General features: G+C 70.9%; 16 protein-coding genes. 11 read left to right on the top strand and 5 right to left on the bottom strand.

All coding sequences use genetic code 11. The features are described 5' to 3' along the window. Window positions 1-69: 69 nt before the first annotated feature. The 5 genes from OIC96_RS16685 to OIC96_RS16665 all read left to right on the top strand — a co-directional run bounded on the left by OIC96_RS16685 (window position 70) and on the right by OIC96_RS16665 (window position 5,388). Window positions 70-822 (top strand): GntR family transcriptional regulator, encoded by a 753-nt coding sequence (locus tag OIC96_RS16685; RefSeq protein WP_330307078.1) that lies wholly within the window; start codon window positions 70-72, stop codon window positions 820-822. Window positions 823-1,159: 337 nt separating this feature from the next. Then, on the top strand, window positions 1,160-1,369 hold the full coding sequence (locus OIC96_RS16680; RefSeq protein WP_330307079.1) for an SPOR domain-containing protein: 210 nt from the start codon (window positions 1,160-1,162) through the stop codon (window positions 1,367-1,369). A 36-nt stretch (window positions 1,370-1,405) separates the two neighbouring features. After that, the gene (locus tag OIC96_RS16675; RefSeq protein WP_330307080.1) at window positions 1,406-1,813 is read left to right on the top strand and encodes a (deoxy)nucleoside triphosphate pyrophosphohydrolase; all 408 of its coding nucleotides are present in this window, start codon (window positions 1,406-1,408) and stop codon (window positions 1,811-1,813) included. A 305-nt stretch (window positions 1,814-2,118) separates the two neighbouring features. Then, the gene (locus tag OIC96_RS16670) at window positions 2,119-2,526 is read left to right on the top strand and encodes an ATP-binding protein (protein WP_330307081.1); all 408 of its coding nucleotides are present in this window, start codon (window positions 2,119-2,121) and stop codon (window positions 2,524-2,526) included. A gap of 243 nt (window positions 2,527-2,769) precedes the next feature. Continuing rightward, window positions 2,770-5,388, top strand: coding sequence for a SpoIIE family protein phosphatase (locus tag OIC96_RS16665; protein ID WP_330307082.1), 2,619 nt, complete (start codon window positions 2,770-2,772; stop codon window positions 5,386-5,388). Between the two features lie 230 nt (window positions 5,389-5,618). Here OIC96_RS16665 and OIC96_RS16660 read toward each other — a convergent pair whose 3' ends face one another. Continuing rightward, entirely contained in the window at window positions 5,619-7,214 is a 1,596-nt protein-coding gene (locus tag OIC96_RS16660) for a hypothetical protein (RefSeq protein ID WP_330307083.1), read from the bottom strand. A 492-nt stretch (window positions 7,215-7,706) separates the two neighbouring features. On the opposite strand from OIC96_RS16660, the gene OIC96_RS16655 reads away from it, so the two are divergent. The 4 genes from OIC96_RS16655 to OIC96_RS16640 are packed head-to-tail and all read left to right on the top strand — an operon-like array spanning window position 7,707 to window position 9,571. Next, entirely contained in the window at window positions 7,707-8,741 is a 1,035-nt protein-coding gene (locus OIC96_RS16655) for a hypothetical protein (RefSeq protein ID WP_330310277.1), read from the top strand. Then, on the top strand, window positions 8,738-8,878 hold the full coding sequence (locus tag OIC96_RS16650; protein ID WP_330307084.1) for a hypothetical protein: 141 nt from the start codon (window positions 8,738-8,740) through the stop codon (window positions 8,876-8,878). The genes OIC96_RS16655 and OIC96_RS16650 overlap by 4 nt, the downstream gene beginning before the upstream one ends. A gap of 46 nt (window positions 8,879-8,924) precedes the next feature. After that, window positions 8,925-9,236, top strand: coding sequence for a hypothetical protein (locus OIC96_RS16645; protein ID WP_330307085.1), 312 nt, complete (start codon window positions 8,925-8,927; stop codon window positions 9,234-9,236). Further along, window positions 9,233-9,571: a hypothetical protein gene (locus OIC96_RS16640; RefSeq protein WP_330307086.1), complete on the top strand. Its 339-nt coding sequence runs from the start codon at window positions 9,233-9,235 to the stop codon at window positions 9,569-9,571. Before OIC96_RS16645 ends, OIC96_RS16640 begins: the two co-directional genes overlap by 4 nt. On the opposite strand, the gene OIC96_RS16635 is transcribed toward OIC96_RS16640, so the two are convergent. The 4 genes from OIC96_RS16635 to OIC96_RS16620 are packed head-to-tail and all read right to left on the bottom strand — an operon-like array spanning window position 9,546 to window position 13,416. After that, the gene (locus OIC96_RS16635) at window positions 9,546-10,322 is read right to left on the bottom strand and encodes a succinate dehydrogenase/fumarate reductase iron-sulfur subunit (RefSeq protein ID WP_330307087.1); all 777 of its coding nucleotides are present in this window, start codon (window positions 10,320-10,322) and stop codon (window positions 9,546-9,548) included. The genes OIC96_RS16640 and OIC96_RS16635 overlap by 26 nt on opposite strands. Then, window positions 10,319-12,262, bottom strand: a complete 1,944-nt coding sequence (locus tag OIC96_RS16630) for a fumarate reductase/succinate dehydrogenase flavoprotein subunit (protein WP_330307088.1) — start codon at window positions 12,260-12,262, stop codon at window positions 10,319-10,321. Before OIC96_RS16630 ends, OIC96_RS16635 begins: the two co-directional genes overlap by 4 nt. A 17-nt stretch (window positions 12,263-12,279) precedes the next feature. Then, the gene (locus OIC96_RS16625; protein WP_330307089.1) at window positions 12,280-13,101 is read right to left on the bottom strand and encodes a hypothetical protein; all 822 of its coding nucleotides are present in this window, start codon (window positions 13,099-13,101) and stop codon (window positions 12,280-12,282) included. Window positions 13,102-13,125: 24 nt separating this feature from the next. After that, a complete protein-coding gene (locus OIC96_RS16620) occupies window positions 13,126-13,416 on the bottom strand; it encodes a hypothetical protein (protein ID WP_330307090.1) in 291 nt (96 codons plus the stop codon). Window positions 13,417-13,811: 395 nt separating this feature from the next. Between OIC96_RS16620 and OIC96_RS16615 the strand changes: the two genes are divergently transcribed. Both OIC96_RS16615 and typA read left to right on the top strand, forming a co-directional pair. Beyond that, entirely contained in the window at window positions 13,812-16,055 is a 2,244-nt protein-coding gene (locus OIC96_RS16615) for an ABC transporter family substrate-binding protein (protein WP_330307091.1), read from the top strand. Between the two features lie 139 nt (window positions 16,056-16,194). Further along, entirely contained in the window at window positions 16,195-18,102 is a 1,908-nt protein-coding gene (typA, locus tag OIC96_RS16610) for a translational GTPase TypA (RefSeq protein WP_330307092.1), read from the top strand. Window positions 18,103-18,229 lie beyond the last annotated feature (127 nt).

Genomic DNA, 18,229 nt, shown 5'->3' with positions numbered 1-18,229 from the left:
TTCGCTTGCATGGCACAACCCACGGTTGCCACGCTGTTGCTGTCTGTACAACCTGATGGGAGCGGCTAAGTGACTTTCGGTGAGCAGCCGGCGTACCTGCGCGTCGCGGGCGATCTCCGCAAGAAGATCGCCGACGGTTCGCTGCCACCGCACACCCGCCTTCCGTCCCAGGCCAGGATCCGCGAGGAGTACGGCGTCTCGGACACGGTCGCCCTGGAGGCGCGCAAGGTGCTGATGGCCGAGGGGCTGGTCGAGGGCCGCTCCGGGTCGGGCACCTATGTGCGGGAGCGGCCGGTGCCGCGCCGGGTGGCCCGCTCCGGGTACCGGCCGGACAGCGGTGCGACCCCGTTCCGCCAGGAGCAGGCGGACAACTCCGCGCGCGGCACCTGGGAGTCGAATAGCCGGCAGGTCGAGGCGAGCGGCGCGATCGCCGAGCGCCTGTCCCTCCAGCCCGGCGACCGCGTGATGTGCACGAACTACGTCTACCGGGACGGGGGCGAGGCCATGATGCTCTCCACGTCCTGGGAGCCCCTCGCCGTCACCGGCCGTACGCCGGTGATGCTCCCCGAGGAGGGCCCGCTCGGCGGCATGGGCGTCGTCGAGCGCATGGCGGCCATCGACGTGATCGTGGACAACGTCACGGAGGAAGTGGGAGCGCGCCCAGGCCTGGCCGAGGAACTCCTCGCACTGGGCGGCGTACCCGGGCATGTCGTCGTCGTCATCCAGCGGACCTTCTACGCGTCGGGGCGCCCGGTGGAGACGGCCGACGTCGTCGTACCGGCGGACCGGTACCGGATCGCCTATCACCTGCCGGTGAAGTAACCGCCGGTGAAGTAATCGCCGGTGAAGTAATCGCCGGTTGCCGGGGCGGCGGCGTCGTCGGTGCCCAAGTGGACCGCGCGTGAACCCGGTTGGAATCTGGCCTTTCTCAAGTGCCCGGCCCGCGCCGGACTTCGCGCTGCTCGAGGGGCGCGCGGAGAGCGGTCGACAGCGCGTTCGATGGCGTACGAAGCCTCCGCTCCTGGCTGGTTGCGTACCTCTTTGTGAAAAGTCGTATTCGCTGCGTAAAGGTTAGGCGTAGGCTCGGGCATATGCGGATTGCGGTTTCCTTAGAGGGCGGGGTAGGGCGGGGGCCCGGGGCGGGAAGTGGAGGGGCGCGATGAACGACGGCACGATCACTCTTCCCTGGCTCGTCATACGGCAGGACGACAACGGCAATCGCTATCGCGTGGGCAGGTACGCGACCCGCGCCGAGGCCCAGAAGATCGCGGACAGCCTCGACCATCGGGGGCACAAGCAGCTGTACTGGGTCGAACGGATCGGGCAGAACGGTCAGAGCGGCCAGAACCTGCAGAACGGAAGCAAGTGATCCACGGGCCCGCGGGGCTCCCGTAGGCTCCGGCGCATGACCGAACGGATCGTGGTGGTCGGAGCCGCCCTGCTGAGCGGCGGACGCCTGCTCGCCGCCCGCCGCAGCGCGCCTCCCGAACTGGCCGGGCGCTGGGAGCTGCCGGGCGGCAAGGTCGAGCCGGGGGAGACCCCTGAGCATGCCCTCGTACGGGAGTTGCGCGAGGAACTCGGCGTCGAGGCGGAGCCCCTGGAGCGGGTCCCCGGCGAGTGGCCCCTGAAACCGGGGTACGTCCTGCGGGTGTGGACCGCACAGCTGCGCTCTGGCTCCGCCGAACCCAGGCCGCTGGAGGACCACGACGAACTGCGGTGGCTCACACCTGACGAGATCTGGGACGTGGACTGGCTGGACCAGGACGTACCGGCGGTGAAGGGTGCGCTGCTGAGGCTGGACGCGGGGGCGTAGCCGGCGGCCCGGTACGGGGTCGCCCTGCGGGCGCCGCGGAGAGTGCGGGTGGGGGTTGTTTGTTGGCTGCAGGCCGGTGGGGGCTGGTCGCGCAGTTCCCCGCGCCCCTGAAGGCACGGGTGCGCTTGATGGCGGGAGAGCTCGTGGGGCGCACGGAGGTCTGGCGGGGCGTAGGGGCGGGCCGGGTTGAAGGTCGCGTACGCCGTTCGTGCCACAGTGCGCCTTCGTGTGCGGTAAGGCATCCCGGATATCGGGTATGTGCCCATTAACCCCACGAAACCGGACATGGGTTCCTGGCCTGGGAAGTGATCGGCGTGATCGACACCGAAGGCGACTGCGCCGAGTGGACCTTTCCCGCGGAGCCAGGTGCCGTCCGCACCGCTCGTGCCGTCGTCAGGGGCCAGCTGCGCACCTGGGAGCTGGATTCCCTCGGTGACATCGCCGCGTTGCTGGTCAGCGAGCTGGTGACGAACTCCCTGCGGCATGCCACGGGCCCCATCGGCGTACGGCTGGTGCTTCCCGCCGGGGTGCCGGACGCCCTGCTGGTGGAGGTCTCCGACCCGCTGCCGGATCCGCCGCGCGAACGGACCGCCGCCGCCGACGACGAGAGCGGCCGTGGACTTCAGCTCGTGGCGAGCTCGTCCCGGCGCTGGGGCACCCGTCCCGGGGGTGGCGGAAAGACGGTCTGGTTCGAGCTGGCGGTGCCTGGTTGACGGCTCGTCGGCTGGGGGGCGCGCGACCGATTGGTTCAGGCCACTGGTGCCGACGGGACTCTTTGATTCGAGGGGGCGCCACCTGGTTAGAAGACTGGGAGTATGTCGCGGCCGGTCCAAAAACCATCGGGACCGTGCTGTGATCGTGAACACCGTGTTGTGCGGCGCCGTAGTGCTGGATACTGCGGGCAGCCGCCCCCGGTGACCGGTGCCGGACGCGGTGAGCTGGAGGGGACGGTTCGCGTGAGCGAGATACCAGCGAAGGCCACGGAGTCCGAGGACCCGTCGGACCGCGCGAGGGCTGAGGCGGCGGGCGATTCCGCGCGCACGGTGCCCGGCGAGGGCACGGGGGGCGCCATGGGCGACGCGATGTGGCAGAGCAGTCCGCCCGGTTCGATCTACGACTACATCAAGGTCGCCTCGTTCTCCATCGGCGCCGACGGGCTCGTCGACCAGTGGAGTCTGCGAGCCGAGCAGCTCTTCGGCATCTCCCCCGAACGGGCTGTCGGCATGGACCCCATCGAGGCGTTCGTCGCCCCCGACCGGCGTGAGTTCGGGCAGCGCAAGATGGCGGAGATCCTGGACGGGCGCGAGTGGACCGGTGTGGTCCCCTTCCGGATGCCGGCCCCCGAGGGCGGTGGCGAGGGCGCCGAGGGGCTCGCCGAGGTCTATGTGATGCCCACCACTACGGAGGACGGTGAGCGGGCCGCCGTATGCATCGTCGTGGATGTCCGCACCCTGCGCCGGATCGAGACGGACCTCGCCGCCTCGCAGTCGATTTTCGGTCAATCTCCGTTCGGCTTCCTGCTGATCGACACGGATCTGCGGGTCCGGCGCGCCAACCAGCGGTTCGCCTCGATTTTCGGCGGCGGCGTCGACGACCACCGCGGCAAGGGCGTCCACGACTATCTGCCGCGCGCGGAGGCCGAGCGTGTCTCCGCCACCCTGCGCCGCGTCCTGGAGACCGGCGACTCCATCACGGACATGCACGTCACCGGCTATCTGCCCGGCTCCGACGAACGCCGTCACTGGTCCATCAACCTCTACCGTGTGCACAGCGGCAGCGGCCGCCCCATCGGTATCGCCTGGCTCGGAACCGACATCACCTCCCGCCGCGCCGCAGCCCGTGAGGCGGCCGCGGCCCGGCGCAATCTCGCCCTTCTGAACGAGGCGGGCGCCCGCATAGGCAACTCCCTCGACCTGGAGACCACCGCACGCGAACTGCTCGACGTGGTGGTCCCCGGCTTCTGCGACCTGGCCACGGTGGACCTCTACCAGGGCCTGCTGGCCGGCGACGAGACCCCGCCGGGCCTGGCCGACGGCAGCGCCGAACTCCGCAGGGTCGCCTTCGCGAGCGCCGTCTCCGACGCGCCCTTCGTCGGCGGACCGGCACCGGTGGCCGTGGGCGCGGTCCACCACTACCCGTTCAACTCGCCCTGCGCGGACGCCCTGCGCACCGCACGGCCCCAGCACATCCCCGCCGAAGAGGGCGGCCTCATCCGGTCCACCCTCGCGGTCCCGATGGTCGCCCACGACACCGTCGTCGGGCTCGCCCAGTTCTCCCGTACGAAGGGCAGCGAGCCGTTCGGGGAACGCGACCGTGCGCTCGCGGTGGAACTGGCCGCGCGAGCCGCCGTCTGTATCGACAACGCGCGCCTCTATCGCCGCGAGCACGAGCGCGCGCTGATCCTGCAGAGATCCCTCCTCCCCCCGGGCGACCCGGAGGCCTCCGGCCTGGACATCGCCTGCCGCTACCTGCCGGGCAACGCGGCGACGGAGGTGGGCGGCGACTGGTTCGACGTCATCGAACTGCCCGGCCACCGAACGGCGTTGGTGGTGGGCGACGTGATGGGCCGCGGCCTGCGCGCCGCGGTGGCGATGGGTGAACTCCGTACGGCCGTACGGACACTGGCCCTGCTCGACCTCGAACCCGCCGAAGTCCTCTCCGCGCTGGATGAGATCGCGCGCGGCCTTGGCACCCCCGGCGGGGTCCAGCAGGCCACCCGCGCGGCCCGGCAGCCGCGCGACGCGGATCTGTCGGAGGTGTACCTCGCGACCTGCGTGTACGCGGTCTACGACGCGGTGACCAGGCGCTGCACCTTCGCCAACGCGGGCCATCTGCCGCCGGTGCTGGTGGAGCCCGGCGAGAGCGCGCTGATGCTCGACGTGCCGCCGGGGATGCCGCTCGGCGTGGGCGGCGAGCCCTTCGAGGAGGTGGAGGTCGAACTACCCGAAGGCTCACTGTTGGCGCTCTACACGGATGGACTGGTCGAATCGCGCGACCATCCCCTCGACGAAGGCCTGCAAGCCTTCGTGGGTGCCCTCACCGATCCCTCCAGCCCCCTGGAGGACGTCTGCGACCACGTCCTCAACACCCTCGACACCCACCACGGCGAGGACGACATCGCCCTGCTGATGGCACGTGTCCAGGGGCTGCCCGCCGATTCCGTCGGCGACTGGACCCTGCCGCGCGAGCCGCGCAGCGTCGGGCGCGCCCGCGAACACGCCCGTACGCAGCTGGTGTCCTGGGGCCTGGAGCCCCTCGTCGACACGGCGGAGCTCCTGGTCAGCGAGCTGGTGACCAACGCGCTGCGCTACGGCGAGGGCGAGATCAGGCTTCGGCTCCTGCTCGACCGGATGCTCGTCTGCGAGGTCTGGGACGCGGGGCTTGTTCAGCCGCGGCGACGGAGGGCGCGTGATACCGACGAGGGTGGGCGGGGGTTGCAGCTCGTGGGCCTGCTGTCCGCGGCGTGGGGCTCCCGACGGACCCCGCGGGGCAAGACGGTGTGGTTCGAACTCCCGCTGCCGGACGGGGAGACGGGGCTGGTGGATCCGGCGGAGGCGTTGCTGAGCCTGTTCTGAGGACGAGGGGAGGGCGAGCGGGGGTTTTTCGCCCCCGCCGCCCCTACCCGTCCCATCCCTGGGGGCTGCGCCCCCAGACCCCCCTAAAAGATTGCGCAGTTCCCCGCGCCCCTTTTAGGGGCGCGGGGAACTGCGCGATCTTTTGCACCAGCCCCCACCCACCCGCAGTCGAAACACAACCCCCCGGGGTCGAAGGGGCGAAGCCCCTGGGGCTAGAACTCGTCGGCGGGTCAGGTGGGGGGCGTTGCCCGGCGGGATCGTGTTCGGGGGCCGCCGAAGCTCGCGGGGCCGCCTCCGACGCCGAGGAGGATCCCGCCCAGCACGGCACCCCCCACTCCGGCCCCCTCACACCCCCCGTACGGATTGCCGAAGGCCCGCACGTCCCGCTCGGCAAGCTCCCGCGCCCGACGGGCAAGAACATCGGCCCGCTGGACTTCGAGGAGGAGAGGCGCCAGGGCGAGATGACGTTCCGCCTCCGCCAACCGCGTACGCGCCTCGCACCCCACAGCCCCCCGATGCGTCGTGATGAATCCCCCCGCGACGGCGACCGCACCGCGGGCGGGCAGGAGAGCGTGGTCGAGGAGGCCGCCGGCGCCCTCGGAGGAAGGGACGCCGCCGGACGTCGAGGCGAGCACCGTGCCCGCCTCGGCAACGAGCCGCAGGACGTCCACAGGGTCGTACGGTCCGGCCGCCGTCAACCGGCGTACGTCGGCGAGGAGCGCCTCGGCGTGCGCGACATGCCCGGGCAGCGCACCGGCACCGGCGGTCACCAGCCGGCGGCGGGCCTCCACGAGAGCGGCCTCCACTCCGGTGAGCGCGGCGGGCAACTGCCCCGCGGCCGAGGCAAGTTCGCCCGCCAGCCGGTCGACACCGTTCACGAGGACGCCCGCCTGGTCCACGGCCCCCTCCGCCGCGCGCAGATACGTGGTGGCCTTGCCGACGTCGCCCCGGTCGAGGGACTGCCGCGCCTGGTTGAGATGGATCGTGGCGAACACGAGCCGGTCCTTGGCCTGTTCGACGTGGCCCGTGACCGGGAGGAGCGCGGAGGGGGCGTACCGCTTGTGGAGGTCGACGAGCGTCGTCTCCGTGGCCGGGATGCGTGCGGCGAGCTCACGGAAGCGGGTCTCCGCGTACTCCAGCGCGGTCGCCGCGTTCCGCTCCAGGGCGCGCAGCTGGTCGAACCCGGCCGCCTCCGAGTCCAGCCGCTGACCCGCCTCCGTGCAGCGAAGGACGATCTCCTCCAGCATGCCCCGGCTGTCCGCCGGGGCCGCGTCGTCGAGCCGCTGTCGCAGCCGGAAGGCCTCCGCCAGCTCGGACTTCGCGTACGCCAGCGCCTGCGCGTACGGCTTGACGGCTTCGTCTCCGAACTGGGCGGTGGCACAGCCGAGTTCCTCGGCACTGGTGCGGACACAGTCGTCGGTGGCGACCAGTAACCTCCGGGCGTTCCCGTCGAGTTCATGGATCGGTACCGGCACGGCGTGCGGGAAGCCGCCGCCCGGTGTCGTACGCGTCCTCGCCCGCCGCTTGCGGCGCCCGTACCCGTACGCCGCCAGTGCCGCCGCGGCGCCCACCGCGACGAGGGGCAGTACGAGATCTCCGGTGGCCGTCCCGTCCTGGCCCGGGCCGCCCGCGGCCTCCTGCGCCCCCGCCTCCTCGGTGACCCGCACGTTCCGCGCGAGGGTCGCCGGATCCCCGCTCCCCGTCCTCGCCAGGGGCAGCACCAGCCACCCCACCGCCACCAGCCCCCCGAGCACGGCATGCGCCACCCGCACGGCTATGTGGGACGTGGCTCGGCGCGACCGATTTCGGGTCTGGGGCGACGTCACATTTGGGAGCGTATGACCGCTCGCACGCCGACGCGACCGGGGTACGCCGAGGTGGGGACGCCTAAGGTACGGGGGATACGGGGGCGTACGGGAGGGGTGCGGGGGATGGATACGGGACGGACGGAATCCGAGGCGGAGGACCGCGCGGGAAGGCCGGGACCGGGAACGGAGTCCCACGCGGCCCAGGCCGAAGCGGCGGCCGACGCGGGAACAGCGCGGCTGGAGAGCGCCGACGAGCCCGGCCCGGCCGAAGTACACCGGCCCGCCCCGGAGGCCGCCGGCCCGGCCGGAGGGGACCGGACGGGCGACCCCGCACCGCCGACGGGTGCTCCCGAAGTGCCGACAGGCGGCGGCGCGCGGTCAGCCGGTCGCCCCGAAGCGCCGGCCGGCAACCCCGCGGAGCTGTCAGACCGCCCCGCACCGCCGGCGGACGCCCCCGCACCGCCCCCGAACGTCCCCGAGAAGCCCCCGCGCCGTGCCACCCCCGGCTGGATCCGGCGCCTCGCCCGGACCTGGCGTCACCCCTATCTCCGTTGGCCCAAGCGCGTCGCCTTCACGCTCCTCCTCGTCCTTCTCCTTCCGGCCCTCGCCGCTGGGATCGCCCTCCGGGTGAACTACGCCGGAGACCTGGCGCCCGGTACGCAGACCAGGAACCGTGACGCGATCTGGCTGGGGCATGCCTGGGTGGACGGGCGGAAGGGGGACGCGGACGTCAAGGCGTTGGCGGCGCGGCTGCGGAGTACCGGGATCCGGGATCTGTACGTGCACGCGGGCCCGCTGGAGCACGACGGGACGTTGCCCGCGACGGCGTACCCGTCGGCCGGCTGGCTGATCGCGGCCGTGCACCGTCAGCTGGACGGCGTGCGGGTCCAGGCCTGGCTCGGTGACGAGCTGGCGAGCGAGGGGCCGGTCGGGCTACGGCTGGAGCGGGACGCGACCCGGGCCGCCGTCGTGCGCTCCACCCGCCAGATCCTCGCGGCCGGCTTCGACGGCGTCCACTTCGACCTGGAACCCCTCCACTCGGGCAACCGCGACTACCTCTCCCTCCTCGACGACCTGCACCGGGTCACCAAGGCCCGCGGTGTCCCCCTCTCCGTCGCAGCCCACCAGATCGACCCGCTCCCGGCGGCCAACTCCGTCCGCGGCGCCCTCACCGGACACCCCAAGTGGTGGTCCCAGTCCTACTTCGGCCAGGTCGCCCGCCGCGTCGACCAGATCGCGGTCATGTCCTACGACACGGCCATGCCACTGGAGAGCCTGTACGGCGGCTACGTCGCCCAGCAGACCTCCCTCGCCCTCGAAGTCACCCCGAAATCAACCGACTTGCTGATGGGGCTGCCCTTCTTCCACGAGGACGACATGAGCCACCACGGGTCCGCCGAGACGGTCGCGGCGGCCGTACGCGGCACCCGCCTCGGCCTCTCCCGCGCGGACCGCCGCCGTGAACACTTCGGCGTCGCCCTGTACGTCGACTTCGCCGCGACGGAGTCCGACTGGACGGCGTACCGCGAAGGATGGGTCCGGTGACGCTGCGCTTCCAGGACCACTGCGAAGCCCTGCTGGACGGCGGCTTCCCGGATCCGGGGTTCCTGCGCGGGATCGCGGAATGCAACCTTCAACAGACGGTCATGTGTCTGGAGAACCCGAGTTCGCGCGTGCCATGATCTGGGCACGCGCCGTACTCGGCGCGCACCGGAAAATGGGGGACTGATGCACTGGTATCTGGTGGGGTTCGCCGCGCTGGCAGTGACGGGCCTCGCGGGGTTCGGGATCGCCGCGATCACGACCGGCTGGGTGCCGCCGTGGGGGCGCCGCCGTGTGCTGCGGCCCAAGGTGTGGGGCTACGGCTCGGTGCTGTCGGCCGCCGGCATGTCCCTGTTCATGTTCCTCGGGCCGTTCCGCGGGCCCGACGCCGACATGACGCCCTACGCGATGACCGGGCTGGCCCTCTTCCTCGCGGGCACGGTCCTTCAGGTGGCCGGGCAGCGCCCCGGCCGTCCCGCGGGTCCCGCAAGCCCGTGAACCCGGACTGGCACCTCGCCCTGGGCCTCGCCGCGGGCGTGCTCCTGGGGCTGGGCACCGCCGTCGGGATCGCCGCCGTACGCACCGGCTGGCTGCCGGGGCGGGCGCGCGGCCGTGTCGTCCGGCGGCGGCTGTGGGGCCAGGCGACGCTGGTGCTGACGGCGTCCCTCGGGCTGCAGCCGGTGGCTCTGGCCCTGTTCGGTCCCGGACCCGTCCAGTTCGCCGCCTCCCTCCTGTGCGGCGCCGGGATCATCACCAGCGTCGTCATGCGGCAGCGCGCGATGCGCGACCGGCGCCGCTCCGGCCCCGCTACGACTCCCGGTCCCGCCGCCTGATCTTCGACCCCAGCCACACCAGCGGGTCGTACTTGCGGTCAACCGCCCTTTCCTTCAAGGGAATCAGGGCATTGTCGGTGATCTTGATGCCCTCGGGGCAGACCTCCGTGCAGCACTTGGTGATGTTGCAGTAGCCGAGGCCGTGTTCGTCCTGCGCGGTGCGCTTGCGGTCCAGGCCCGACTCCGCCGCCGCGTCCAGCGGATGCATGTCCAGTTCCGCCACCCGCATCAGGAAGCGCGGGCCCGCGAACGCCGGTTTGTTCTCCTCGTGGTCGCGGACGACATGGCAGGTGTCCTGGCACAGGAAGCACTCGATGCACTTGCGGAACTCCTGCGAGCGGTCCACGTCCTCCTGCCGCATCCGGTACTCGCCGGGACCCAGCTCGGCAGGGGGGACGAAGGCGGGCACCTCCCTCGCCTTGGCGTAGTTGAAGCCCACGTCCGTGACGAGATCACGTACGACGGGGAAGGCGCGCAGCGGTGTGACGGTGATCGTCTCCTCCCGCGTGAACACCGACATCCGCGTCATGCACATCAGCCGCGGTCGCCCGTTGATCTCCGCCGAACACGAACCGCACTTGCCCGCCTTGCAGTTCCAGCGCACGGCGAGGTCGGGGGCCTGGGTCGCCTGGAGCCGGTGGATGATGTCCAGCACCACCTCACCGTCGTTCACCTCCACCGCGAAGTCCTTCAGGCCGCCGCCCTTGATGTCCCCGCGCCACACCTTGAAGCGGGCCTCATAGCTGCTCACTCGTACAGCTCCTCTTCGGCGAGGTACTTGACCAGCTCCTCCTTCTCGAAGAGGGCGAGCAGGTCGGGGCGAATGGGTTCGGTGGTCTCGCGTACGAGGTCGATCTGGCCCGCCACGGGGTCGGTGGCCGCCAACCCGCCCGTCGGGTCGGTCAGTTGGCACAGCAGGTTGATCCGGCGCCAGGACCGCTCCATCGCCGGATGGTCCTCGCGGGTGTGGCCGCCGCGGGACTCCGTACGCTCCAGGGCTGCCCGCGCCACGCACTCGCTGACCAGCAGCATGTTCCGCAGGTCGAGGGCGAGATGCCAGCCGGGGTTGAACTGCCGGTGGCCCTCCACGCCCGCACGGCGCGCCCGGAGCCGCAGGTCCGCGAGCTTCTCCAGCGCCTGCTCCATCTCCGCCTCGCGGCGGATGATGCCGACCAGGTCGTTCATCGCCTGCTGGAGTTCCTGGTGGAGGGTGTACGGGTTCTCGGGCGGGCGCCCGTCCTCCTGGCCCGGCTCGGGTCCCTCGGCCGAGAAGGGCCGCAGCGCCTCCGCGGCGGCCGTGTCGACCTGGATGTCGTCCACGGCGGGGCGGGCCCCGTCGAGCCCGGCCGCGTACTGCGCCGCGTACAGCCCCGCCCGCCGCCCGAAGACCAGCAGGTCGGAGAGGGAGTTGCCGCCGAGCCGGTTGGAGCCGTGCATGCCGCCCGCGACCTCGCCGGCCGCGAAGAGCCCGGGGACGCCGCGTGCCGCCGCCGTGTCCGACTCGACCGCGATACCGCCCATGACGTAGTGGCAGGTGGGGCCGACCTCCATGGCCTCCGCCGTGATGTCGACGTCCGCCAGCTCCTTGAACTGGTGGTACATGGACGGCAGCCGGCGCCGGATCACCTCGGCCGGCATACGGGTGGAGACGTCCAGGAAGACGCCGCCGTGCGGGGAGCCGCGGCCCGCCTTCACCTCGGAGTTGATGGCCCTGGCCACCTCGTCGCGGGGCAGCAGTTCAGGGGGGCGGCGGTTGTGGTCCGGGTCTTCGTACCAGCGGTCGCCCTCCTCCTCGGACTGGGCGTACTTCTCCTTGAAGACGTCCGGGATGTAGTCGAACATGAACCGCTTGCCGTCGGAGTTCCTGAGCACTCCGCCGTCGCCGCGCACCGACTCGGTGACGAGGATGCCCTTCACCGACGGCGGCCAGACCATGCCCGTCGGGTGGAACTGCACGAACTCCATGTTCAGCAGCGGAGCTCCGGCCAGCAGCGCGAGGGCGTGCCCGTCGCCCGTGTACTCCCACGAGTTCGACGTCACCTTGAAGGACTTGCCGATACCGCCCGTGGAGATCACGACGGAGGGCGCTTCGAGGGTGAAGAAACGGCCGGACTCGCGCTCGTAGCAGAACACCCCGGAGACGCGGCTGCCGTCCTTCAGGACCCGGGTGACGGTGCACTCCTGAAACACCTTGAGCCGGCTCTCGTAGTCACCGGTCTCCTTCATGTCCTCCTGCTGGAGCGACACGATCTTCTGCTGGAGGGTCCGGATCAGTTCGAGCCCGGTCCGGTCGCCGACGTGCGCGAGCCGCGGATACTCGTGTCCGCCGAAGTTGCGCTGCGAGATCCGCCCGTCCTTCGTGCGGTCAAAGAGGGCGCCCCAGGTCTCCAGCTCCCATACGCGGTCGGGGGCTTCCTGGGCGTGCAGCTCGGCCATCCGCCACTGGTTGAGGAACTTCCCGCCGCGCATGGTGTCGCGGAAGTGGACCTGCCAGTTGTCGTGGGAGTTGACGTTGGCCATCGCCGCCGCGATGCCGCCCTCCGCCATCACCGTGTGCGCCTTGCCGAACAGCGACTTGCAGATCACGGCCGTACGGGCGCCCCGTTCGCGCGCCTCGATGGCGGCGCGCAGGCCGGCGCCCCCGGCACCGACCACGACGACGTCCCACTCCTGCCGGTCGACCACGGACATCAAAAGGCCCCACTCATCTAGAAGAAGCGCGGATCGTCGAAGGCGCCGGACGCGACCAGATACACGTAGAAGTCGGCGAGTGCCACACTCACCAACGACGCCCAGGCGAGCAGCATGTGATGGGCGTTCAGCTTCCCGACCCACTGCCACATCCGGTAGCGCACCGGATGCTTGGAGAAGTGCTTCAGCTTCCCGCCGACGATGTGCCGGCAGGAGTGGCAGGAGAGGGTGTACGCCCAGATCAGCGTGATGTTGACCAGGAACACCAGGGTGCCCAGGCCCATGTGGCCCCAGCGGTAGTGCTCGTCGCGGAAGGAGAGCACCGTGTCGTACGTGAGGATCCCCGCGACGACGATGGCCGCGTAGAAGAAGTACCGGTGGATGTTCTGCAGGATCAGCGGGAAGCGGGTCTCGCCGGTGTACTTCTTGTGCGGCTCCGGCACCGCGCAGGCCGGGGGCGACATCCAGAAGCCGCGGTAGTAGGCCTTGCGGTAGTAGTAGCAGGTCAGGCGGAAGCCGAGCGGGAAGATCAGGATGATGACCGCCGGGGAGATGGCCCACCAGCTGCCGAAGAGGTCGGCGTTGGGGCCGGCGTGCATCGTCCCGCACCGCTCCGCCAGGCAGGGCGAGTAGAACGGCGAGACGTACGGCGCGGCGTAGTAGTGCGCGTCGGCGAACGCCCGCCACGTCGAGTAGATGACGAACGCCAGCAGACCGGCGGCGGTGGCGGCGGGGGCCAGCCACCACCGGTCGGTCCGCAGATGCTGGGCGGCGATCGCGGCGCGCGTACCGGTGTGTACACCGCCGCTGTTCAGATGGGGTTCCGTACCAGTGGCCAAGGGAGAGCTCCGGTCGGGGTCGGGTCAGGGGGCGTGCCGGTCGCGGGCGCCGAGACCCTCGTCGTCCGAGTCCGTCCACAAGGCGTCGTCGTACGGGGTGTCGGGGATGCGCACGAGGTCGGGGGGCTGTGGCGAGGTGGCACCGGGGGCCGTCTCACGCAGCAGCGCGACGCTCTCGCGCAGATGGTCGGCGTCGGCACGGACGCGGCGCATCTCGAGCCCGCCGCTGCCGATCTCCTGTTCCAGGCGGCCCACTGACCGGTTCAGGTCGTCGAGGCAGCGCTGCACTGACATCAAGTCGTCTTGCACGGACATGACGTGACCTCACTTCCGCGGGCCGTCGGGCCCCTGGGTGGCAACGTTCATGCGCCTGCGAGTGTTGCGCGTCACACCTGCCGGTGTGAAGGGACGTGCACCAATTGGCGGGCGTGCGCTGGGGGCGCCGGCTCCCTGGGATTGCGCCCCCAGGCCCCTGCTTCGGCCTGAACGGCCTCGTCCTTACACGTCGGACGGGCCGAGCCGAGTCGGCCGGCGTTGCGCCGCACGGGTGGGCTTGCCCTCACTCCTCGCGTGTCGCCACTGACAGGCGAACCCTTTCCTCTTCAGTGGGTCCGTAGATCTGATCAGCTCCATATATCCGCAAATATACCGCCAAATGTGATCAGAACCCCTGTTCACCCGCGGAGCGGCTCGTCCCGGAGGTTGCAGTGATGTCCCACGACGGCGTCGGACTGCGCGCGGTGATGCGCTCGGTCGCGTTCCTCACCGCTGGCGCGCTCGCGGTACCCGCCCTCACCGCGTGCAGTTCGGAGGACGCGGCGGGCAAGCCCGTCGCCGGGCAGGACATCGCGCCCGCCTCCCGCGACCTGGTCGCCGACGGCGGCACCCTGCACTGGGCCGTGGACGCCGTACCGGAGACCCTGAACACATTCCAGGCCGACGCCGACTCCGCGACCTCGCGGGTCGTCGGCGCCGTACTGCCCTCGATGTACCGGCTCGACCGGAACGGGCGCCCGCAGATCAACCCCGACTACCTGGAGTCCGCGAAGGTCGTCGAGACCGAGCCCAAGCAGGTCGTGCTGTACAAGCTCAACCAGCAGGCGGTCTGGAGCGACGGCCGCGAGATCGGCGCCGCCGACTTCGCCGCCCAGTGGCGCGCCCTGTCCGGCAAGGACACCGCCTACTGGACGGCCCGCAACGCCGGCTACGACCGCATCGAGAAGATCGAGCGCGGGAAGAACAACCTGGAGGTCCGCGTCACCTTCAGCCGGCCCTACGCCGACTGGAAGTCGCTGTTCTCGCCGCTGTACCCGAAGGACGTCATGGGCACCCCGGACACCTTCAACGACGGGGCGAGAAGGAAACTGAAGGTCACCGCGGGACCCTTCGCGCTGAAGAACGTGAACCGCAAGGACGGCGAGGTCCGCCTCACCCGCAACCCGCGCTGGTGGGGCCGCCCCACCAAGCTCGCCGAGATCGATCTGGTCGCCGTCCCCCGCGCCGAGCGGGCCACCGCGCTCGCCGCCGGCAAACTGGACCTGGCCGAGATCGCCCCCTCCGAGGCCGAGCGGATCACGCTCGCCGGCCAGGACAAGGGCAGCACCCCCCTCCAGGGCCCCGGCGCCACGATCACACCCGCAAAGGCGCTGCGCTCCTGGGCCCGCGCGTACGGCTCCGACGATGACGCCGCCGGCGAGGAGACCCAGGCCCGCAAGAAGCGGCGCAAGGCGATCGCGAAGTACGCGGGCCAGCAGTCGGCCCTGAGCGGTTTCGTGGTCCGCAAGTCCCTCGAACCCATCTACACCCAGCTCGCCCTCAACGGCTCCGGGGGCCCGCTCGCCGACGAACGCGTCCGCCGCGCCGTGGCCCGCGCCCTCGACCGCCAGGAGCTCGCCCAGGTGGTCCTCAAGCCGCTGGGCCTGCCCGCCGTGCCGGTCGGCAGCCACCTCGCCCTCTCCGGCCAGCAGGCGTACGCCGACAACAGCGGCGCCCTCGGCGGCCAGGACACCGCCGCGGCCCAGGCGCTGCTCACCGACGCCGGGTGGGTGCCCGGCGGGCCGGTCACGGAGCAGAAGCCGGACAAGGCGGCCGGGTCCCAGGGCAAGGGGGCCGGCTCCCCGGGCGGCAAGGCGGACTCCGGGGACGGTTCCGGCGACGACGGGCGGTACATCGTCGGCGAGGACAACAAGCCCGGCGAGGCCGACCGGGAGAAGAAGAAGGACCCCAAGGACCACACCGGGCAGCACAAGAACAAGCACTCCGGGCAGCACGCGGACGAGCAGGCCGGCAAGCACCTCGACGGGAAGCAGTACTCCCGCCAGGGCGGGGCACAGGGGGCGTACGCGCCCCAGGGCACGGCCGCCCCGGCGGGCGCCGCGGCCAATGCGCTCGCCAAGGACGGCAAGCCGCTGACGCTCCGCTTCGTCGTGCCCTCCGGCACCGGCTCGGAGCCCCTGCGCGCCGTCGCCGACCGCATCGCGCAGATGCTCCAGCGCATCGGCATCCGTACGGAACTGAACAAGGTCTCGGACGACAGCTACTTCAAGGACCACATCGCCTCGGGCCAGTACGACCTGGCGCTGTACTCGTGGCCCGCCTCCGCCTTCCCGGCCACCGACGCCCGCCCGATCTTCGCCAAGCCGGTGCCGGCCGCCGACGGCTCCCTGAGCGTCGAGCAGAACTACACCCGCGTCGGCACCGACCAGGTCGACCAGCTCTTCGACCAGGCCATTTCCACGCTCGACGAGGACGAGGAGCGCGCCCTCGTCCGCAAGGCCGACGCCCGGATCTGGGCCGCCGCCGGCTCGATTCCGCTCTACCAGCGCCCCCAGCTCACCGCCGCCCGCACCAACCTCGCCAACACCGGCGCCTTCGGTTTCCAGACCCCGATCTACGAGGACATGGGCTTCCTGAAGAAGGGCGCGAACCCTTCGGCGAGCCCCTCCCAGGGCTAGCCGGACCGTGGCCCACGTGGCCCTGCGGAGGCCGCCTCCGTCAGGGCCACGTACCATGGGGTAAGGCCGTGGCGTGTAGTAGCCCGGCAGGCCCCGCGCTGCGGAGGCCGTCCACTCACTCCGGGAGAAGCGCCTCAATATGGCCACGCGCCACGACATCCGCAACGTCGCCATCGTCGCCCACGTCGACCATGGCAAGACCACCCTGGTCGATGCCATGCTCAAGCAGGCCGGTGCCTTCGCCGCGCACGCCGCCGAGTCGCTCGACGACCGCATGATGGACAGCAATGACCTGGAGCGTGAGAAGGGCATCACGATCCTGGCCAAGAACACGGCCGTGAAGTACCACCCCAAGGATGGCGGTGAGGCCATCACGATCAACATCATCGACACCCCCGGCCACGCCGACTTCGGCGGCGAGGTCGAGCGCGGTCTGTCGATGGTGGACGCGGTCGTCCTCCTCGTCGACGCCTCCGAGGGCCCGCTGCCCCAGACCCGCTTCGTGCTGCGCAAGGCGCTGCAGGCCCGCCTGCCCGTCATCCTGTGCATCAACAAGACGGACCGCCCGGACTCGCGCATCGACGAGGTCGTGAACGAGGCGTACGACCTCTTCCTCGACCTCGACGCCGACGAGGACCAGATCGAGTTCCCGATCGTCTACGCGTGTGCGCGTGACGGTGTGGCCTCGCTGACCAAGCCGGAGGACGGCACCGTCCCGGCCGACAGCGACAGCCTGGAGCCGTTCTTCACCACGATCCTGGAGTCCGTCCCGGCCCCGTCCTACGACGAGTCCGCGCCGCTCCAGGCCCACGTGACGAACCTGGACGCCGACAACTTCCTCGGCCGTATCGCGCTGCTCCGCGTCGAGCAGGGCGAGCTGCGCAAGGGCCAGACGGTCGCGTGGATCAAGCGTGACGGCACCATCAGCAACGTACGCATCACCGAGCTGCTGATGACCGAGGCGCTCACCCGCAAGCCCGCCGAGAAGGCCGGCCCCGGTGACATCTGTGCCGTCGCCGGTATCCCGGAGATCATGATCGGCGAGACCCTCGCCGACCCCGAGAACCCGATCGCGCTGCCGCTGATCACGGTCGACGAGCCCGCGATCTCCATGACCATCGGTACGAACACCTCGCCGCTGGTCGGCCGTGGTGGCACCGGCAAGGGCGCGGAGAACAAGGCCGCGGTCAAGGACCGCAAGGTCACCGCCCGCCAGGTCAAGGACCGCCTCGACCGCGAGCTGGTCGGTAACGTCTCCCTCCGCGTGCTCGACACCGAGCGCCCGGACGCCTGGGAGGTCCAGGGCCGTGGTGAGCTCGCGCTCGCCATCCTGGTCGAGCAGATGCGCCGCGAGGGCTTCGAGCTGACCATCGGCAAGCCGCAGGTCGTCACGCAGCAGATCGACGGCAAGACCCACGAGCCGGTCGAGCGCATGACGATCGACGTTCCCGAGGAGCACATGGGCGCGGTCACGCAGCTCATGGGCGTCCGCAAGGGCCGCATGGACAACATGTCCAACCACGGCTCGGGCTGGGTCCGCCTGGAGTTCGTCGTTCCCTCCCGTGGCCTCATCGGCTTCCGGACCGAGTTCCTGACCGGGACGCGCGGCACGGGCATCGCCCACTCCATCCACGAGGGCCACGAGCCGTGGTTCGGCACGCTGACGACCCGTAACAACGGTTCGCTGGTCGCCGACCGCGCGGGCGCCGTCACCGCGTTCGCGATGACGAACCTCCAGGAGCGCGGTGTGCTGTTCACCGACCCCGGCACCGAGGTGTACGAGGGCATGATCGTCGGCGAGAACTCCCGCGCCGACGACATGGACGTGAACATCACCAAGGAGAAGAAGCTCACCAACATGCGCTCGGCCGCCGCCGACTCGTTCGAGGCGATCGTCCCGCCGCGCAAGCTCTCCCTGGAGCAGTCGCTTGAGTTCTGCCGCGACGACGAGTGCGTCGAGGTGACCCCGGAGGCCGTTCGCATCCGCAAGGTCGTCCTCGACCAGAAGGAGCGCGGTCGCTCCGCCAGCCGCGCCAAGCACGGCTGATCGACTGTGCAGTCCGGCTGAGCAATCGGCCGACTGAGCCCGGGTGCCCCCATTGATGGGGGCACCCGGGCTTTTTTCAACCCGTTTTCCCGCACCTCGTGTCCGAAATGCGGAACCTCCCGCCCGA

Source organism: Streptomyces sp. NBC_00775 (assembly GCF_036347135.1).
Lineage (GTDB): Bacteria > Actinomycetota > Actinomycetes > Streptomycetales > Streptomycetaceae > Streptomyces > Streptomyces lutosisoli.
The sequence above is the reverse complement of the archived record's forward strand: the minus strand, read 5'-3'. Positions and strand labels throughout refer to the sequence as shown.